Source organism: Streptomyces sp. NBC_00341, from assembly GCF_041435055.1.
In the GTDB taxonomy this organism is placed as follows: domain Bacteria; phylum Actinomycetota; class Actinomycetes; order Streptomycetales; family Streptomycetaceae; genus Streptomyces.
In genome coordinates, this window is the sequence record NZ_CP108002.1 from 2,117,947 (window position 1) to 2,134,092 (window position 16,146).

Annotated in this window: 13 protein-coding genes; 1 reads left to right on the forward strand and 12 read right to left on the reverse strand. The window is 69.8% G+C overall.

Translation table 11 applies throughout. From position 1 onward, the window contains the following. Window positions 1–14: 14 nt before the first annotated feature. Both lspA and OG892_RS09435 read right to left on the reverse strand, forming a co-directional pair. Entirely contained in the window at window positions 15–674 is a 660-nt protein-coding gene (gene lspA / locus OG892_RS09430; RefSeq protein WP_371628904.1) for a signal peptidase II, read from the reverse strand. Window positions 675–811: 137 nt separating this feature from the next. After that, a complete protein-coding gene (locus OG892_RS09435; RefSeq protein ID WP_073735518.1) occupies window positions 812–1,552 on the reverse strand; it encodes a TraR/DksA C4-type zinc finger protein in 741 nt (246 codons plus the stop codon). A 574-nt stretch (window positions 1,553–2,126) separates the two neighbouring features. Between OG892_RS09435 and ileS the strand changes: the two genes are divergently transcribed. Continuing rightward, a complete protein-coding gene (gene ileS, locus OG892_RS09440; RefSeq protein WP_073735519.1) occupies window positions 2,127–5,276 on the forward strand; it encodes an isoleucine--tRNA ligase in 3,150 nt (1,049 codons plus the stop codon). 69 nt (window positions 5,277–5,345) lie between these two features. Here the strand turns inward: ileS and OG892_RS09445 are convergent, their stop codons facing one another. From OG892_RS09445 to ftsW, 10 genes are all read right to left on the reverse strand, one after another. Then, the gene (locus OG892_RS09445; RefSeq protein ID WP_371628901.1) at window positions 5,346–6,956 is read right to left on the reverse strand and encodes an IS1182 family transposase; all 1,611 of its coding nucleotides are present in this window, start codon (window positions 6,954–6,956) and stop codon (window positions 5,346–5,348) included. A gap of 467 nt (window positions 6,957–7,423) precedes the next feature. Further along, window positions 7,424–8,572, reverse strand: a complete 1,149-nt coding sequence (locus OG892_RS09450; protein WP_327336461.1) for a DivIVA domain-containing protein — start codon at window positions 8,570–8,572, stop codon at window positions 7,424–7,426. A 49-nt stretch (window positions 8,573–8,621) separates the two neighbouring features. After that, window positions 8,622–8,906 (reverse strand): YggT family protein, encoded by a 285-nt coding sequence (locus tag OG892_RS09455; RefSeq protein ID WP_073735521.1) that lies wholly within the window; start codon window positions 8,904–8,906, stop codon window positions 8,622–8,624. Between the two features lie 71 nt (window positions 8,907–8,977). Beyond that, window positions 8,978–9,589 carry a cell division protein SepF gene (locus OG892_RS09460; RefSeq protein ID WP_073735522.1) on the reverse strand — a complete coding sequence of 204 codons (612 nt, stop codon included), beginning with the start codon at window positions 9,587–9,589 and terminating at the stop codon, window positions 8,978–8,980. A 125-nt stretch (window positions 9,590–9,714) separates the two neighbouring features. Beyond that, window positions 9,715–10,443 (reverse strand): YggS family pyridoxal phosphate-dependent enzyme, encoded by a 729-nt coding sequence (locus tag OG892_RS09465; RefSeq protein ID WP_327336462.1) that lies wholly within the window; start codon window positions 10,441–10,443, stop codon window positions 9,715–9,717. A 3-nt stretch (window positions 10,444–10,446) separates the two neighbouring features. Further along, window positions 10,447–11,187, reverse strand: coding sequence for a peptidoglycan editing factor PgeF (gene pgeF / locus OG892_RS09470; RefSeq protein WP_328867371.1), 741 nt, complete (start codon window positions 11,185–11,187; stop codon window positions 10,447–10,449). Between the two features lie 17 nt (window positions 11,188–11,204). Beyond that, entirely contained in the window at window positions 11,205–12,419 is a 1,215-nt protein-coding gene (ftsZ, locus tag OG892_RS09475; protein WP_073735525.1) for a cell division protein FtsZ, read from the reverse strand. Between the two features lie 276 nt (window positions 12,420–12,695). Then, entirely contained in the window at window positions 12,696–13,490 is a 795-nt protein-coding gene (locus OG892_RS09480) for a cell division protein FtsQ/DivIB (RefSeq protein ID WP_073735527.1), read from the reverse strand. A gap of 50 nt (window positions 13,491–13,540) precedes the next feature. After that, entirely contained in the window at window positions 13,541–14,635 is a 1,095-nt protein-coding gene (murG, locus tag OG892_RS09485; RefSeq protein WP_073735528.1) for an undecaprenyldiphospho-muramoylpentapeptide beta-N-acetylglucosaminyltransferase, read from the reverse strand. 6 nt (window positions 14,636–14,641) lie between these two features. Then, on the reverse strand, window positions 14,642–16,084 hold the full coding sequence (gene ftsW, locus OG892_RS09490) for a putative lipid II flippase FtsW (protein WP_199884396.1): 1,443 nt from the start codon (window positions 16,082–16,084) through the stop codon (window positions 14,642–14,644). Between the last annotated feature and the right edge of the window lie 62 nt (window positions 16,085–16,146).

The window sequence follows — 16,146 nt, forward strand, 5'->3', positions numbered from 1 at the left end:
ATGCCTTGCATGGCTCAGTCCTTGTGCACCGTGCCGTCGGGGTCCAGGCCCTTGAAGGAAAGGATCACGATCAGGATGCCGCCGCAGACGATCGAGGAGTCGGCCAGGTTGAAGACGGCGAAGTGGGCGGGGGCGATGAAGTCCACCACCGCACCCTGGAAGGTGCCCGGCGCGCGGAAGATGCGGTCGGTCAGATTGCCCAGCGCACCGCCGAGCAGCAGCCCGAGCGCGATGGCCCACGGCAGGCTGTAGAGCTTGCGCGCCAGCCGCGCGATCACCACGATGACGGTCGCCGCGATGATCGTGAAGATGATCGTGAAGGCCTCACCGATACCGAACGCGGCGCCCGCGTTGCGGATCGCGTCGAGCCTGAGCCAGCTGCCGAAGATCTCCACCGGCTCCTGGTGCTCCAGCTTCGCCACCACGAGCATCTTGCTGCCCAGGTCGAGCAGGTACGCCAGGACGGCGACGCAGAAGAGCAGGATGATCCGGCGCCGCCGGGTGGCCGCAGAGCGGTCGACCACCGCCTCGCCGTCCCCGTCCTCCACCGCGGTGGGGTCCACCGACTGCCCGTCCGCGGGCCCGGCCCCCTCGCCCCGCTCCGGCTCGGCTCCTTCGTGTCCCTCGGACTCAGGGATGTCCGGCCTACCGATGATGCTCTCCGCCTCTGCCACGTGAGTCCCTCAACCTAGTTCCCGACTGAGGACGAGGGTACGACACAGCGGCGGGGAGCAGGGCCCGTCCCCCGGCGGATCGCGGCGGGGCCGCGGCACCGGCACCGGCACCGGCCACGATCCGCCGGGAGCACGCGCTAGCCGCGCCGCTCCTGCTTCTGTTTGTCCTCGACACACAGGGTGGCCCGGGGGAACGCCTGCATCCGCGCCTTGCCGATCGGGTTGCCGCAGATCTCACAGAGCCCGTACGTCCCGGCGTCGAGCCGCGCCAGCGCCCGCTCCGTCTGCTCCAGCGTCTCCTGGGCGTGGGCGGCCAGCGACATCTCGTGCTCGCGGGTGATGTTCTTGGTACCGGTGTCCGCCTCGTCGTCACCCGCCCCGTCGCCGGAGTCCCGCATCAGCCCGGCCAGCGCCGCGCCCGAGGTCTCCAGCTCGCTGCGGAGCCGGGCGATCTCGCCGGTCAGCTCGGACCTGGCGGCCGAGACCTCCTCCGGCGTCCAGGGGTCCTCGCCCGGCCGTACGGCCAGCTCCCCCGGCGTCGTCGCGGCGGCGCGGGCCGGGGGCACGGGCGCCGCGCTCCGGCCGGCGGTCCGGGTCCTGGCCGCGCTCTTCTTGGCTACCACCGTGTGGGCTCCCGTCTGCTCGGCGGCCTCGGCCGCCCCCGTGGCCGCAGCGGCGGCCTTCTTCGAAGCCTTCTCGGCCACGGTCCTCGCGGCCGCGGCCTTCTTCGGAGCGGCCTTCTTCGCCGCCGCCTTCTTGGTCGCCGATTTCCTGGGCGCCGCCTTCTTGGCGGCCTTCTTCGTCGCCTTCTCCTCGGCTGCCGCGCCCGTGGATTCCGCTGACGCCGTCTTCTTTGCGGCGGTCTTCTTCGCCACCATGGCCGCGGCCCCTTCACACATTGTGATCTTGCTCGCGAGTCGTGCTGGGACGATAAGTCGACCCCAGCCCCGCGGCAACGGGGCACGCCGCCGATTCGCCCCTCCCCGTGTCCGGATCACAGCCCGCCTGAGTCCGTTGTGCCCAGCTCCCCGCCGGGTAATCCGCCCTCGTCCCTCTCGCCGGGCGGCGCCGGGACTCCGTACGCCGCGTCTGGCCATTCGGGTCAGGCCGGGTCCGGCCGTTAAACCGGTCGGCCCCGCACCCCGGGCCCCGTACACTGGCGGCAGCGAGAGGCGTGGATGGGACGAGTAGCGTCGTACGCAGCCAGGAGCGACCCGGGGACGGTGGAAGCCCGGGGGCGAGCGCGTCGTGAAGATCACCCGGAGCCGTCGGAGGAAAGCTCTGGACCGTGGGCCCCGCCCACGTGCACAGGGCGAGTAGAACCGGCTTCGCACCCCTAATGAGGGGGCCACGGGCAGCCGCCCGGGGCCAAGGAGGGTGGTACCGCGGGAACCCGACCGGTTCTCGTCCCTCCGACGGAAGTGGAATACGTCCGCCGGAGGAAGCCCGCACATGACATCGCCGCAGTACCGCCAGGTACCCGCCCAGGTAGACCTGCCCGCGCTGGAGCACGCCGTGCTCGACTTCTGGCGCGAGAACAAGGTCTTCACCAAGAGCCTCGACCAGTCCGAGGGCCGCCCCGAGTGGGTCTTCTACGAGGGCCCGCCGACCGCCAACGGCATGCCCGGCGCCCACCACATCGAGGCCCGCGTCTTCAAGGACGTCTTCCCGCGCTTCCGCACCATGCAGGGCTACCACGTCGGCCGCAAGGCCGGCTGGGACTGCCACGGCCTGCCGGTCGAGCTCGCGGTCGAGAAGGAGCTGGGCTTCAACGGCAAGAAGGACATCGAGGCGTACGGCATCGCCGAGTTCAACGCCAAGTGCCGTGAATCCGTGACCCGGCACACCGACGCCTTCACCGAGCTGACGACCCGGATGGGCTACTGGGTCGACCTCGACGACGCCTACCGCACGATGGACCCCGAGTACGTCGAGTCCGTGTGGTGGTCGCTGAAGGAGATCTTCAACAAGGACCTGCTGGTCCAGGACCACCGCGTCGCCCCCTGGTGCCCGCGCTGCGGCACCGGCCTCTCCGACCACGAGCTGGCCCAGGGCTACGAGACGGTCGTCGACCCCTCGGTCTTCGTCCGCTTCCCGCTCACCTCCGGCCCGCTGGCCGGCGAGGCGGCCCTCCTGGTCTGGACGACGACCCCCTGGACCCTGGTCTCCAACACGGCCGTCGCCGCACACCCCGAGGTCGAGTACGTCGTCGCGACGAACGGCGAGGAGAAGCTCGTCGTCGCCCGGCCGCTCGTCGAGAAGGCGCTCGGCGAGGGCTGGGAGCTGACCGGCCCGTCGTTCACCGGTCGCGAGATGGAGCGCTGGACGTACGAGCGCCCGTTCGCCCTGATCGACTTCCCGGCCCCCGCGCACTACGTCGTCAACGCCGAGTACGTGACGACGGAGGACGGTACGGGTCTGGTCCACCAGTCCCCCGCCTTCGGCGCCGAGGACCTCCTGGTCTGCAAGGCGTACGGCCTGCCGGTGGTCAACCCGGTGCGCCCCGACGGCACCTTCGAGGAGGACGTGCCGCTGGTCGGCGGCGTCTTCTTCAAGAAGGCCGACGAGGCGCTCACCGAGGACCTCGCCGACCGCGGCCTGCTCTTCCGGCACGTCCCGTACGAGCACAGCTACCCGCACTGCTGGCGCTGCCACACCGCGCTGCTCTACTACGCGCAGCCGTCCTGGTACATCCGCACGACGGCCGTCAAGGACCGCCTCCTGGAGGAGAACCAGAAGACCAACTGGTTCCCGGAGTCGGTCAAGAACGGCCGCTACGGCGACTGGCTGAACAACAACATCGACTGGGCGCTGTCCCGCAACCGCTACTGGGGCACCCCGCTGCCGATCTGGCGCTGCGAGGACGACCACCTCACCGTCATCGGCTCGCGCGCCGAGCTGAGCGAGCTGACCGGCACCGACCTCTCCGGCCTCGACCCGCACCGGCCGTTCATCGACGAGATCACGTTCACCTGCTCGCACGAGAGCTGCCAGCTGGAGGCGTACCGCGTCCCCGAGGTCATCGACGCCTGGTACGACTCGGGCTCGATGCCGTTCGCGCAGTGGGGCTACCCGCACAAGAACAAGGAGATCTTCGAGAGCCGCTACCCGGCGCAGTTCATCTCGGAGGCCATCGACCAGACGCGCGGCTGGTTCTACACGCTGATGGCGATCGGCACCCTGGTCTTCGACAAGTCGAGTTACGAGAACGTGGTGTGCCTCGGCCACATCCTCGCCGAGGACGGCCGCAAGATGTCCAAGCACCTGGGCAACACCCTGGAACCGGTCCCGCTGATGGACCAGCACGGCGCCGACGCCGTGCGCTGGTTCATGGCGGCCGGCGGCTCCCCGTGGGCGGCGCGGCGCGTCGGTCACGGCACGATCCAGGAGGTCGTCCGCAAGACGCTCCTCACGTACTGGAACACGGTCGCCTTCCAGGCGCTGTACGCCCGCACGTCGAACTGGGCGCCGTCCGAGGCCGATCCGGCACCGGCCGACCGCACGGTCCTGGACCGCTGGCTGCTGAGCGAGCTGAACGCCCTGGTGGACCAGGTCACCCAGGCGCTGGAGGGCTACGACACCCAGCGGGCCGGCAAGCTGCTCTCCGGGTTCGTCGACGATCTGTCCAACTGGTACGTACGCCGCTCCCGCCGCCGCTTCTGGCAGGGCGACAAGGCGGCGCTGCGCACCCTGCACGAGGTCATCGAGACGGTCACCCGGCTGATGGCCCCGCTGACCCCGTTCATCACCGAGCGGGTCTGGCAGGACCTGATCGTGCCGGTCGCCCCGGACGCCCCGGAGTCGGTCCACCTCTCCGACTGGCCGAAGGCGGAGCTGACGGCGATCGACCCCGAGCTCTCGACGCAGATGGCGCTGGTGCGCCGACTGGTCGAGCTGGGCCGGGCGACGCGTGCCGAGTCGGGCGTCAAGACCCGCCAGCCGCTGTCCCGGGCCCTGGTCGCGGCCTCGGGCTTCGAGAGCCTCTCCCCCGCGCTGCGGGCCCAGATCACCGAGGAGCTGAACGTCTCCTCCGTGGCCACTCTGTCCGAGGTCGGGGGTTCGCTGGTCGACACGACGGCGAAGGCCAACTTCCGGGCGCTGGGCAAGCGGTTCGGCAAGGGCGTCCAGGCGGTGGCCAAGGCCGTCGCGAACGCCGACGCCGCCGCGCTGTCGCTGGCCCTGCGCGAGGGCACCGCCTCGGTCGAGGTCGACGGCGAGACGGTGTCGCTGGCCCCGGACGAGGTCATCATCACCGAGACCCCGCGCGAGGGCTGGTCGGTCGCGTCCGACTCGGGCGCCACGGTCGCCCTCGACCTGGAGATCACCCCGGAGCTGCGCCGTGCGGGCCTGGCCCGTGACGCGATCCGACTCATCCAGGAGGCCCGCAAGAACAGCGGCCTGGACGTGGCGGACCGCATCGCCGTCCGCTGGACGTCCACGTCGCCTGCGACGGCCGAGGCGCTGAGCGAGCACGCGTCCCTGATCGCGGACGAGGTCCTGGCCCTGGACTACGCCGAGGGCGAGGCGGACGCGGCGTACGGCGAGCCGTTCGAGGACGAGGGCCTGTCCCTGACGTTCCGCCTCCGCAAGACGGAGCGGTAGCCACGCAGCACGCGAGGGCCCGGCCGGACACGTTCGACGCTGACTCTGTCGGGGATCTTGGCGGTCTGCTCAGTCTCTGGCGGACCGCCAAGACCTCGGCCGGGTGATTCCGTGCTGGTCCAGGTAGTTCTGGAATGCGGTCGGCGGCCGGGACGGAGGTGGTTCTCCGGTCGGCGGCCGCCGGCTGAGGCGCTCGATGTTTGCGGCGATGGCTGTGAACACGTGCTGTAAGTGGGCTTTGTGCTGTCCCCGGTAGCGACAGCGGCGCATGCCGTGTCCGTGGGCGAGCTCGTTGATGGTGCCTTCCACTCCGGAGCGGACCGCGTAGCGGGCCTGCCATTCGGGTGTCTGCTGCTCGGCGCGGACTCGGAGTTGCAGGTCACGGAGTTCTCGCGGGGGAAAGCCCACGCTCCGGGCGCTGTCGGCGGTGGTCGTGCAGCGGGTGCGGACCGGGCAGGGACGGCACTGGCTCTTGGTGAACCGTGCCACGATCAGAGGTGCTGCGGTGGGTGAGGAGGTCGGGTAGGGGCCGTGCCATCCCGCGCTGGTCTCGCCCTGCGGGCAGGTGACCTGTCGGCGGTCGAAGTCGATGTGGAAGTCGTCGCGGCCGAAGCCGTTGTTCCTGCGGTTCTGGCGGGTGGTGTTGACCGGCAGTGGTCCGGTGACCGTGACCTGGTGTTCCCGGGCCGCCTGTTCGAGATGGACCAGGGAGGTGTAGCCGCCGTCGACCAGATGCTCGGCGGGCAGCAGCCCGCGACGCCCCAGCCGGGTGTGGATACCGGGCAGAGCCTTCGCGTCGTAGCCGGTGGCGTCGGTGGTGGCCACATCCGTGATCACGTTGACGCCTTCAGGATCACAGGTCTCGGTGAGATGCGCGACGAACCCTTTCCAACGGGTGACGTGTCCGCGGCGCGCGTAACGGGCCGTCGGGTCGTAGGGCGAGACGACCGCGACCGCTGAGGGCGGCAGCCCGCCGTCATCGGCGGTGCGCCAGCGCAGACGGCCGGCCCCGTCGCGGTAGTAGTTCTGCACCATGATCTGCCGCAGGGCCTGGGCCCGGGGCCCGGACAGGCGATCCGCCGCATGCTCTGCGACGTGCTCCAGCAGCCGGACGGCGTCACCACCGGTGGCGAGGATCCTGGTCTTGGGGCGGGTGGGGTTCTTGCCCAGGCGGACCGGGCGGCCGTAACGACGCCCCCACTCCTCGTCTACCAGGTCGGCCAGCAGGTGCGGAGCGGTGCCGGCCAGCTCTTCCAGGGCGGCGCGGACGGCCTCGGTGACCAGTTCCAGCCGGGTCAGGTCGCGCACCGCGGCCAGGACGTGGGTGGAGTCCGTGCGCTGAGTGGTGCGCTCGCGCACGAGACCGGCCTCCTTCAGGCGCGCAAGCGTGAGGTCAAGGAGACGGTCGGCGCGGTCGTCCTCGGTGAGACGCTCGCGGAAGTCGCCCAGCACGCTGTGGTGGAATCCGGGATCGTTCAGCTCCATGGCCAGCGCGTACTTGAAATCGATGCGGCAGCGAACCGCCTCGGCGGCCTGCCGGTCCGACAGACCGAGCAGGAACTGCAGCACACACACGGTGGCCAGCTGAGCGGGCGAGAGCCCGGGGCGGCCGTCACGCGGATACCAGTCCGCGAAGTCCTCGTCACGCCACAGCCCGCCCAGGCGGTCTCTCACCCACATCGCCGTCGTACCACCCGGATTGCTCGCCCGCGCCATCTGCACGGTCAGAGAAGGGACTTGCTCACCAGAACGGGCGTGGAGCGACAACGGGCACCTCGACAACTGCATTGGTCCTTGGACAGAGTCGAGCATGCCCGTTGATCATGCTGCCCCGCCGGGGATCCTCAAGATCCCCGACAGAGTCAGCGTCGACACGTTCCGGCCGGGCCCTTTGTCGTTCCCCCACCCACCCCTTCCCGAACCTGGGGCTCCGCCCCAGACCCCGCGCCTCAAACGCCGGCGAGGCTGAGATTCCCGCTCAGCCAGCGAAATCAAGCCCCTCCGGCGATTGAGGAGCGGGGGTCCGGGGGCAGAGCCCCCGGGAGTAGGGGACGCCCCGCGCACGGCAAAGGGCCGGGCCCCGGGGAAAACCCCGGGGCCCGGCCCTCAGCCTGCCGACGGCTACGCGCTCAGCGAGCGCGAACCGCTCAGTTGTCGTCCTCGTCGATCAGGAATCCGCGCATCGGCGAAGGCGCCTGCTGCATCGGCTGCGGCGCCTGCGGCCGCACCGGTGCCATCGGCTGGGTCATCGCCGGCGACATCTGCTGCTGGCCACCGTACGAGGGCGCACTGCCCATGGACGGGCTGCCGCCCATCTGCGGGCCGCCGTGACCACCGTGGTTGCCGCCCATGGTGTGGCCCATGGCACCCGCACCGGCCGGAGCCAGCGAGGGCGACGGCGGCAGCGAAGCGGTCGCCGGGGTCCGCGGCGGAGCCAGCGAGTCGTCCGCCTGGGTCTCCAGCTGACGCAGCTGGCTCTCCAGGTAGGACTTCAGACGCGTCCGGTACTCGCGCTCGAAGCCACGCAGGTCCTCGACCTTGCGCTCAAGCGTCGCGCGGGCCGACTCCAGGGAGCCCATCGCCACGCGGTGCTTCTCCTGCGCGTCCCGCTCCAGGGCGTCCGCCTTGGCACGGGCGTCGCGCTCCAGGCCCTCGGCACGGCTGCGCGCCTCGCCGACGATCTTGTTGGCCTCGGAACGGGCCTCCGCGATCGCCTGGTCGGCGGTCTGCTGCGCCAGGGAGAGGACACGGGCGGCGCTGTCGCCGCCGGGGCCCTGCTGCTGCTGCATCTGCGGCGGCTGCTGCTGCTGCATCTGCTGCATCTGCTGCTGCTGGGGGTTGTGACCACCCATGGGGCCGCCCATCGGGCCACCCATGGGACCGCCCTGCATCGGGCCGGGGCCGTGCGGGCCCTGCGGACCGGGGCCGTGCGGACCCTGGGGTCCGTGGCCACTGGGACCGGCGGGCAGCTGCGGAGCGCCACCGGGCAGCTGGGGCGGACCCATCTGCGGAGGCTGCTGCTGCTGGACCGGCGGACCAGATATGGCGGCCGGCACCGGTGCGCCGGGCCGTTCCTGCTGCTCCGGCTTGCGCATGCCTTGCTGCTGCTGGTTCTGCGCGGCGGCACGCGTGGCGGCGGCCAGCTTGGCGCGCAGGTCCTCGTTCTCACGGAGCAGGCGGGTCAGCTCCGATTCGACCTCGTCGAGGAAGGCATCAACCTCGTCCTCGTCATAGCCTTCTCGGAGGCGGACCGTCGTGAACTGCTTGTTCCGCACGTCCTCGGGGGTCAGCGGCATCTCTTCTTCACCTCTACGTAGTCGTCGGCAGTCGGCAAGACCGTATCGCTCACAACCTGATCACGACGCTGATCAGGATGGAAACGATGATCATCAGAACGAAGAAGGACAGGTCGAGTGCCACGCCCCCGAGACGCAGCGGCGGAATGAACCGCCGCAGGAGCTTGAGCGGTGGATCGGTGACCGTGTAAGTGGCCTCAAGAACGACCACCATCGGCTTGCCCGGCTGCCATGAACGTGCGAACTGGAAGACGTAGTCCATGACCAGCCGGAAGATCAGCACGATGAGGAAACACATCAACGCGATGTAGACAACACTTTGAGCGACGCCCATCCTCGCGCTTCCCTCTCCCCTGGCTCTCGTAGCTCCGGCCTCTCGGCCGGGTTGTTCCCGGTGTCGTGTTCTCAGCTCTGGTTGAAGAATCCGCCCTCTGCGATGCGGGCCTTGTCCTCCGCCGTGACATCGACGTTAGCAGGCGACAACAGAAAGACCTTCTGCGTCACGCGCTCAATGCTGCCATGGAGACCGAAGACAAGTCCCGCGGCAAAGTCGACAAGTCGCTTCGCGTCCGTGTCGTCCATCTCCGTGAGATTCATGATCACCGGAGTGCCCTCACGGAAGTGTTCCCCGATGGTACGGGCCTCGTTGTAGGTCCTGGGGTGCAGCGTGGTGATGCGGTAGGGCTCCCGCTCGGACACAACCTTGGGCATGATCACCGGTGCGTTCTTCTCCAAGTTCGAGCGTTCAGGTGTGATGGATGCCACGGGGGCGATTCGGGCGGGTCGCTCTCGCTCGGCCGGGATCTGAACCGGCTCCCGTTGCGCGGGAGGCTGTACCGCTCGTACCGGTTCGTCCCGTTCCCGCTCCACCTGATGCGCGGGCTGGTGCCGGCGCCGGTCCCGCTCGGGCTCCGGCTCGGGTTCGAATTCGTCGTCGGGGTCGAACCCCGGACCGTCGTACCCATCGTCCTCCACGAGGCCGAGGTAGACCGCCATCTTGCGCATCGCGCCGGCCATGCTCTGAGTCCTCCGCTCTGTGGTGGATCGGCATCTGTCACCAAGTGCCCGCGATCCACTGTGGCCTGTCCGCCGTGGGCGGTAATGACCATATTTTCTGCTGTGGTCCGACTTGCTTGGCGACGTTACCCGAGCCCGGGTCGGACTCCGAGTACCGCAGTACCGACGCGCACATGTGTCGCTCCGGCCGCAACCGCGTCCTCGAGGTCCGCACTCATCCCTGCAGAGACCATGTTCGCAGCCGGATGGTTCCCGCGCAGCCGGGATGAGATTTCCATCAGCCGGTCGAACGCGGCCCGTTGCCTTCCGGCGAACGGTCCGGCGAGCGGCGCGACGGTCATCAGACCGGCCGGCCGCAGCCCCGGGGCGGATTCGAGCGCGGCGGCCAACTCCTCGACCCCGTCCGGGGCGACACCGCCCCGCTCTCCCCGCTCACCGCTCTCCGCGTCGAGCGCGACCTGGATGAGACACCCGAGTTCCCGCCCGTCGCGCTCGTCGCGCCCGACCGCGGCGGAGAGTGCCGTCACCAGCTTGGTGCGATCCACCGACTGCACGATATCGGCATAACTCACCACAGAGCGAACCTTGTTCGTCTGCAATTGACCGACAAAGTGCCATGTGAGGGACAGATCCGCACATGCGGTGGCCTTGGGCGCCGCGTCCTGGTCGCGGTTCTCCGCGACCTGGCGCACGCCGAGTTCGTGCAGGATCCGCACATCGGTCGCCGGGTAGGTCTTGGTGACCACGATGAGGGTCACCTCCTCCCGCTTCCGGCCGGCGGCGGCGCAGGCGGATGCGATGCGTTCCTCCACCTGTGCGAGATTCGCTGCGAGTTGAGCCTTACGGTCCGTCATGCCCTATCCGTCCAGCCAGACATATCCGGCGAGCCGCCCGGTGGTGCGGTCGCGTCGGTACGAGAAGTGGTCACCCGATTCGAGAGTGCAAACGGGCGACATGTGCCGGTCGGTGATTCCGAGGGCGTCGAGCTGGGCATGGACCCCGGCGGTGACATCCACGGCGGGGGTTCCCCAGCTGGTCTCCGACCAGGAGGCGGGGACGCTCTTCGCGACCTCGTCCCGCATCGCGGCCGGGACCTCGTAGCACCGTCCGCAGACGGCCGGCCCGGTGCGGGCGATGATCCGCGAGGGGTCCGCGCCGAGCCGGACCATGGCCCCGACCGCGGCGGGCACCACTCCGGCGACGAGACCTGGACGGCCCGCGTGTGCCGCCGCGACGATCCCGGCGACCGGGTCGGCGAGGAGTACGGGGGTGCAGTCCGCGGTGAGAACGGCGAGCGGGAGTCCGCGCCGCGCGGTCACCACCGCGTCCACGGCGGGAATCTCGGAGGCGTCGCCCCACGGTCCGTCGACCACGGCGACGTCCCGGCCGTGGACCTGGTTCATCCAGACGACCCGCGCCGGGTCGAGCCCGCGCCCGCGGGCGGCGCGCTCCCGGTTGGCGAGAACGGCGGCGGGGTCGTCACCGACCGCGCCGCCGAGGTTGAGCTCCGCATACGGGGCGGCGCTCACCCCTCCCCACCTGTCGGTGAAGGAGAAGTGGGCGCCGCCCCCCGAAGAGACAGAATTCTCTTCGCTCACTGCGTGATGCGGATCTATCACTTCAAGAAATCCGGAACATCCAGCTCTTCGGCCTGGGAGTCCTGGTAGGGACGGGCCGGCGGGACGTGCGGCGGAGCGACCGGCGGGAGGTGGCTCTCGTTGGCCGCCGGCACCGGCTCTGCCTGGACCGGGGTCTCCTCGCGCGGGGGCACGGAGCCCAGTCCGCTCGACTGGCGCACGGGCTCAGCGGCCCGGACCGGCGGGGCGGACTCCTCACGCTTGGTGGAGTTCGCGCCCAGGACGTTCTCGCGACGGGCCGGCGGCTGTCCGCCGTCGAAGCCCGCGGCGATCACGGTGACCCGCACCTCGTCGCCCAGCGCGTCGTCGATGACCGCGCCGAAGATGATGTTCGCCTCCGGGTGCGCCGCCTCACTCACCAGCTGGGCGGCCTCGTTGATCTCGAAGAGACCGAGGTCGCTGCCGCCGGAGATGGAGAGCAGGACACCGCGGGCGCCGTCGATGGACGCCTCCAGGAGCGGCGAGGAGATCGCCATCTCTGCCGCCGCCACCGCGCGGTCGTCGCCGCGTGCGGAGCCGATGCCCATGAGCGCCGATCCGGCCTCGGACATGACCGACTTGACGTCGGCGAAGTCGAGGTTGATCAGACCCGGGGTGGTGATGAGGTCGGTGATGCCCTGGACACCCGAGAGCAGCACCTGGTCGGCCGACTTGAACGCGTCGAGCACGCTGACCTGGCGGTCCGAGATGGACAGCAGTCGGTCGTTGGGGATGACGATGAGGGTGTCGACCTCTTCGCGGAGTTCGGCGATGCCGTCCTCCGCCTGGTTTGCGCGACGCCGGCCCTCGAAGGTGAACGGGCGGGTGACCACACCGATCGTCAGGGCGCCGAGCGAACGCGCGATGTTGGCGACGACGGGTGCGCCACCGGTTCCGGTGCCACCGCCTTCGCCTGCGGTGACGAAGACCATGTCGGCCCCCTTGAGGACCTCCTCGATCTCTTCACGGTGGTCCTCTGCCGCCTTGCGACCGACGGCCGGGTTCGCCCCGGCGCCGAGGCCACGGGTGAGTTCACGGCCGACGTCGAGCTTGACGTCGGCGTCGCTCATCAACAGGGCTTGCGCATCAGTGTTGATCGCGATGAACTCGACGCCCTTGAGACCGACCTCGATCATTCGGTTGATGGCATTGACACCACCGCCGCCGACACCGATGACCTTGATGACTGCGAGGTAGTTCTGCGGTGCTGCCACGTCGAAGGCCTCTCGCCTCGAGTTACGTGTCGTCGCTTGGCGGTAGTCCCGCCGCGACGACGGATGCCGATTGGGACGGTCCGAACGCCGACCCAAACCCTAACGTTGAAGTTTAGGGTTACCAGTGTGTCTGCTTCATGGACTCTTCCGAACAGGACACTAAGTCGACAAGTGGCGCACGTTCAACGAACACGCCGAACCTCCCGTTTTTCTTTTCACCCTATGTGATCACCCGTAGCGCTGACCAACCAGGGTGCTGGCCAGGCCGAATGTGCGTCAACTACCCGACACCGCAGGAGCGGTGGGTGCACTCACGTCGAAGTGTCCTGCTTTGGGAGCGGCTTTCATGAGCGCGGTGAGGACTTTCGCCTTCACAGCACCTTCTTCACCACTCCCCCAGATCACCTCACGGTCCCGAGTGAGCTCCAGGGAGACCGAATCGTACGAGGTGACCCGCACGACCTTGGTGTCCCCGGCAATGCCGCCCGGAAGGTCGCCCGCGACCCGGACCGCCTCCCGCACCAGCCGGTCGCTGCCGAAACGGCGCAGGCTCGCCGACCGACCAGGGGTCAGTTCCAGCAGGGGTACGCGCCCGGGTGCCTTGTCCACCGTGGCGAAGCGCACGCCTTTGGCGTCCACTTCAATGAACTTTGCGCCCTTTTTCACCAACAGGACCGGCTTTCGTTCGGTCACCTTAAGTCCGATGCCGTGCGGCCATGACCGTACGACATCCACCGAGTCGATACGAGGCAACTTCTGGCGCAATCTGTCCGCGATGGCATCCGTGTCCACGGAAACGAGCGGAGACCCCATCGGCACCGCCGCGGCGGACTCCACCTCGGCCGGTGACAGTACGTCGACACCGGTGATCCGGACCTGTTCGGTGCGGAGCCAGGAGGAGCCGTAGAGCGCCCAGACGGCGCCTGAGCCGAGCAGCAGTACGGCCGCGGCGATCACGATCAGCAGGGTCCGCCGGGACATCCGGCGTCCTTCGGTCCCCGGGCGCGGCGGCCGGTCCGGGGTGTCCTCCTGCTGCCCTGCACCGCGCTGGGCGGTCGTCGGTCCGGCCACGCTCGCTCCTTATGCCGGGTCCGGGGGCGCCGCCCCCGGACCCGTCCGCCTCACGCGCCTCGGCGTGCGGCAATCGCCTCGTACACCATGCCGACCAGCAGGTCGTCGGCGTCCCGGCGGCCGAACTCGGCGGCAGCGCGGGACATCTCGTACAGCCGGTGCGGATCCGCCAGCACCGGAAGGACGTTGCCCTGCACCCACTCCGGGGTGAGCGCGGCGTCATCCACCAGCAGACCGCCGCCGGCGTTGATCAGCGGCTGGGCGTTGAGCCGCTGTTCGCCGTTGCCGATCGGCAACGGGACGTAGGCGGCGGGCAGCCCGACGGCGGAAAGTTCCGCCACGGTCATCGCGCCCGCGCGGCAGAGCATCATGTCGGCCGCGGCGTACGCGAGGTCCATCCGGTCCACATACGGTACCGGGATATAGGGCGGCATACCGGGCATGTTGTCCACGCGCGGCATTTCGTTCTTCGGGCCGACCACGTGCAGGATCTGGATTCCAGAGCGCTGCAGCAGCGGGGCGACCCGCTGGACCACCTCGTTGAGGTGGCGGGCGCCCTGCGAGCCGCCGGAGACCAGCAGCGTCGGCAGGTTGGGGTCGAGCCCGAAGGCGGCACGCGCCTCCGGACGGACCCGGGCCCGGTCCAGGGTGGCGATGGTGCGGCGAAGCGGAATGCCGATGTAGCGGGCACCGCGGAGCTTGCTGTCGGGGGTGGAGACGGCGACCCCGTGCGCGTACCGCGAACCGATCTTGTTGGCCAGGCCCGGCCGGGCGTTGGCCTCGTGCACCACGATCGGCACCCCGGCGCGCTTGGCGGCGAGGTAGCCGGGCAGCGCGACGTAACCGCCGAAGCCGACCACGCAGTCCGCCTTGGTCCGCTCCAGGATCTGCTCGGCGGCCTTGATGGTGCCGCGCAGCCTGCCCGGGACGGTGATGAGTTCGGGGGTGGGCTTGCGCGGCAGCGGTACGGCCGGGATCAGGGCGAGTTCGTACCCCCGCTCGGGTACGAGTCTTGTCTCGAGTCCGCGCTCCGTGCCGAGAGCGGTGATTCCCACGCTCGGGTCCTGCCTGCGCAGGGCGTCCGCGAGGGCGAGCGCGGGCTCGATGTGGCCGGCGGTCCCCCCACCGGCGAGTACGACATGCACCGAAATTCACCGCTCTCCGGACGAACGCTTCTTGATGCGCCGTCTCATCGTCTTCCATCTCACCCCGGGCCTCCGCATGGCCAGGGCCGCCTTCGCGGCGGGATCCTCTCGCGCGAACGCGATCAGCAGCCCGACAGCGAACATGGTCGGAAGCAGGGCGGACCCTCCGTAGGAGAACAGCGGGAGCGGGACGCCGGCGATCGGAAGCAGACCGAGCACCGCACCGATATTGATCACGGCCTGAGCCGTGATCCAGGTGGTCACACCTCCCGCGGCATACCTCACGAAGGGGTCCTCCGTGCGTCCGGCCACGCGGATACCCGCATAGCCTAGAGCCGCGAAGAGGGCGAGTACCGACAGCGTCCCCGCCAACCCCAGTTCCTCCCCCGTGATGGCGAAGATGAAGTCGGTGTGGGGTTCGGGGAGTTGACCCCATTTCTCCACACTCGCACCGAGCCCGGATCCGAACCAGCCGCCGGACGCCAGAGCGTAGATACCGTGCACGGCCTGCCAGCACGAGCCGCCGGGTCCCGGCTCGCTCGCACCCATGCAGTCGAGCCTGGCCATCCGGTTCGGACTGGTCTTGATCAGCACGAAGCCGATCAGTCCGGCGGTGGCGAGCACCCCGGCGAACAGCCGGGTGGGGGCCCCGGCCAGCCAGAGGAGCCCGAACAGGATCGCCGTGAGAATGATCGCAGTGCCCATGTCACCGCCGAGCATGATCAGCCCGAGCAGCATGAAGGCGACCGGCACCAGCGGCACGAGCATGTGCTTCCACTGGTTCAGCAGCCGCTTGTCCTGTTTGCGGGCGAGCAGGTCGGCCCCCCACAGGACGAGGGCCAGCTTGCCGAACTCGCTGGGCTGGAGCTGGAAGGGGCCGCCCAGGTAGAGCCAGTTGCGGTTGCCGTTGACCGACATCCCTATCCCCGGCACCTGGACCAGCACCATCAGGAAGACGGCGCCCATCAGCAGCGGGTAGGACAGGGCGCGGTGCAGCTTCACCGGCATCCGGGCGGCGATCGCCATCAGCCCGGCCCCTATGACGGCGGCCAGGAACTGCTTGCGGAAGAAGTAGGTGCCGGGCTTGTCGAGCTCCAGCGCCTTGATCATCGAGGCGGAGTAGACCATCACGAGCCCTAGCACGGTGATGAGCAGCCCGGCACCCAGGATGAGGTAGTACGCCGTCAGCGGCCGGTCCCAGGCCCGGCGTGCCTGCTCGTAGAGCCGCCGCACACCGCCGCCGCGCGGGGTGCGGGGACCGCCCGTGCTCCTGGAGCGGGCGGCGGGAGGCCGCCGGGAGCCGGGCGCGGAGCGGACGCGGAGCGCGAGTCCGTCCGGCAGCGGGGCGCCCGCGGTCGCCAGGAGGGGCGGATGGAGCGCCCGGCTGATCGCCGCGGTCGCCCGTGAGCGGTCCCCGCCGCGTACGGCAGGGCTCTCTTCGGCCGGCATGGTCCTGTCCCCTCCACTGCTCGTGCCCGGGGCTTCGGTGCCGAGGGCCCGCGCCCACGGCA

Bases quoted from the DNA above. Each gene is read 5' to 3' on its own strand.
- OG892_RS09435 (WP_073735518.1), bottom strand. From the start codon at position 1,552: ATGGTGGCGAAGAAGACCGCCGCAAAGAAGACGGCGTCAGCGGAATCC.
- ileS (WP_073735519.1), top strand. From the start codon at position 2,127: ATGACATCGCCGCAGTACCGCCAGGTACCCGCCCAGGTAGACCTGCCC.
- OG892_RS09445 (WP_371628901.1), bottom strand. From the start codon at position 6,956: ATGTGGGTGAGAGACCGCCTGGGCGGGCTGTGGCGTGACGAGGACTTC.
- OG892_RS09450 (WP_327336461.1), bottom strand. From the start codon at position 8,572: ATGCCGCTGACCCCCGAGGACGTGCGGAACAAGCAGTTCACGACGGTC.
- OG892_RS09455 (WP_073735521.1), bottom strand. From the start codon at position 8,906: ATGGGCGTCGCTCAAAGTGTTGTCTACATCGCGTTGATGTGTTTCCTC.
- OG892_RS09460 (WP_073735522.1), bottom strand. From the start codon at position 9,589: ATGGCCGGCGCGATGCGCAAGATGGCGGTCTACCTCGGCCTCGTGGAG.
- OG892_RS09465 (WP_327336462.1), bottom strand. From the start codon at position 10,443: ATGACGGACCGTAAGGCTCAACTCGCAGCGAATCTCGCACAGGTGGAG.
- ftsW (WP_199884396.1), bottom strand. From the start codon at position 16,084: ATGCCGGCCGAAGAGAGCCCTGCCGTACGCGGCGGGGACCGCTCACGG.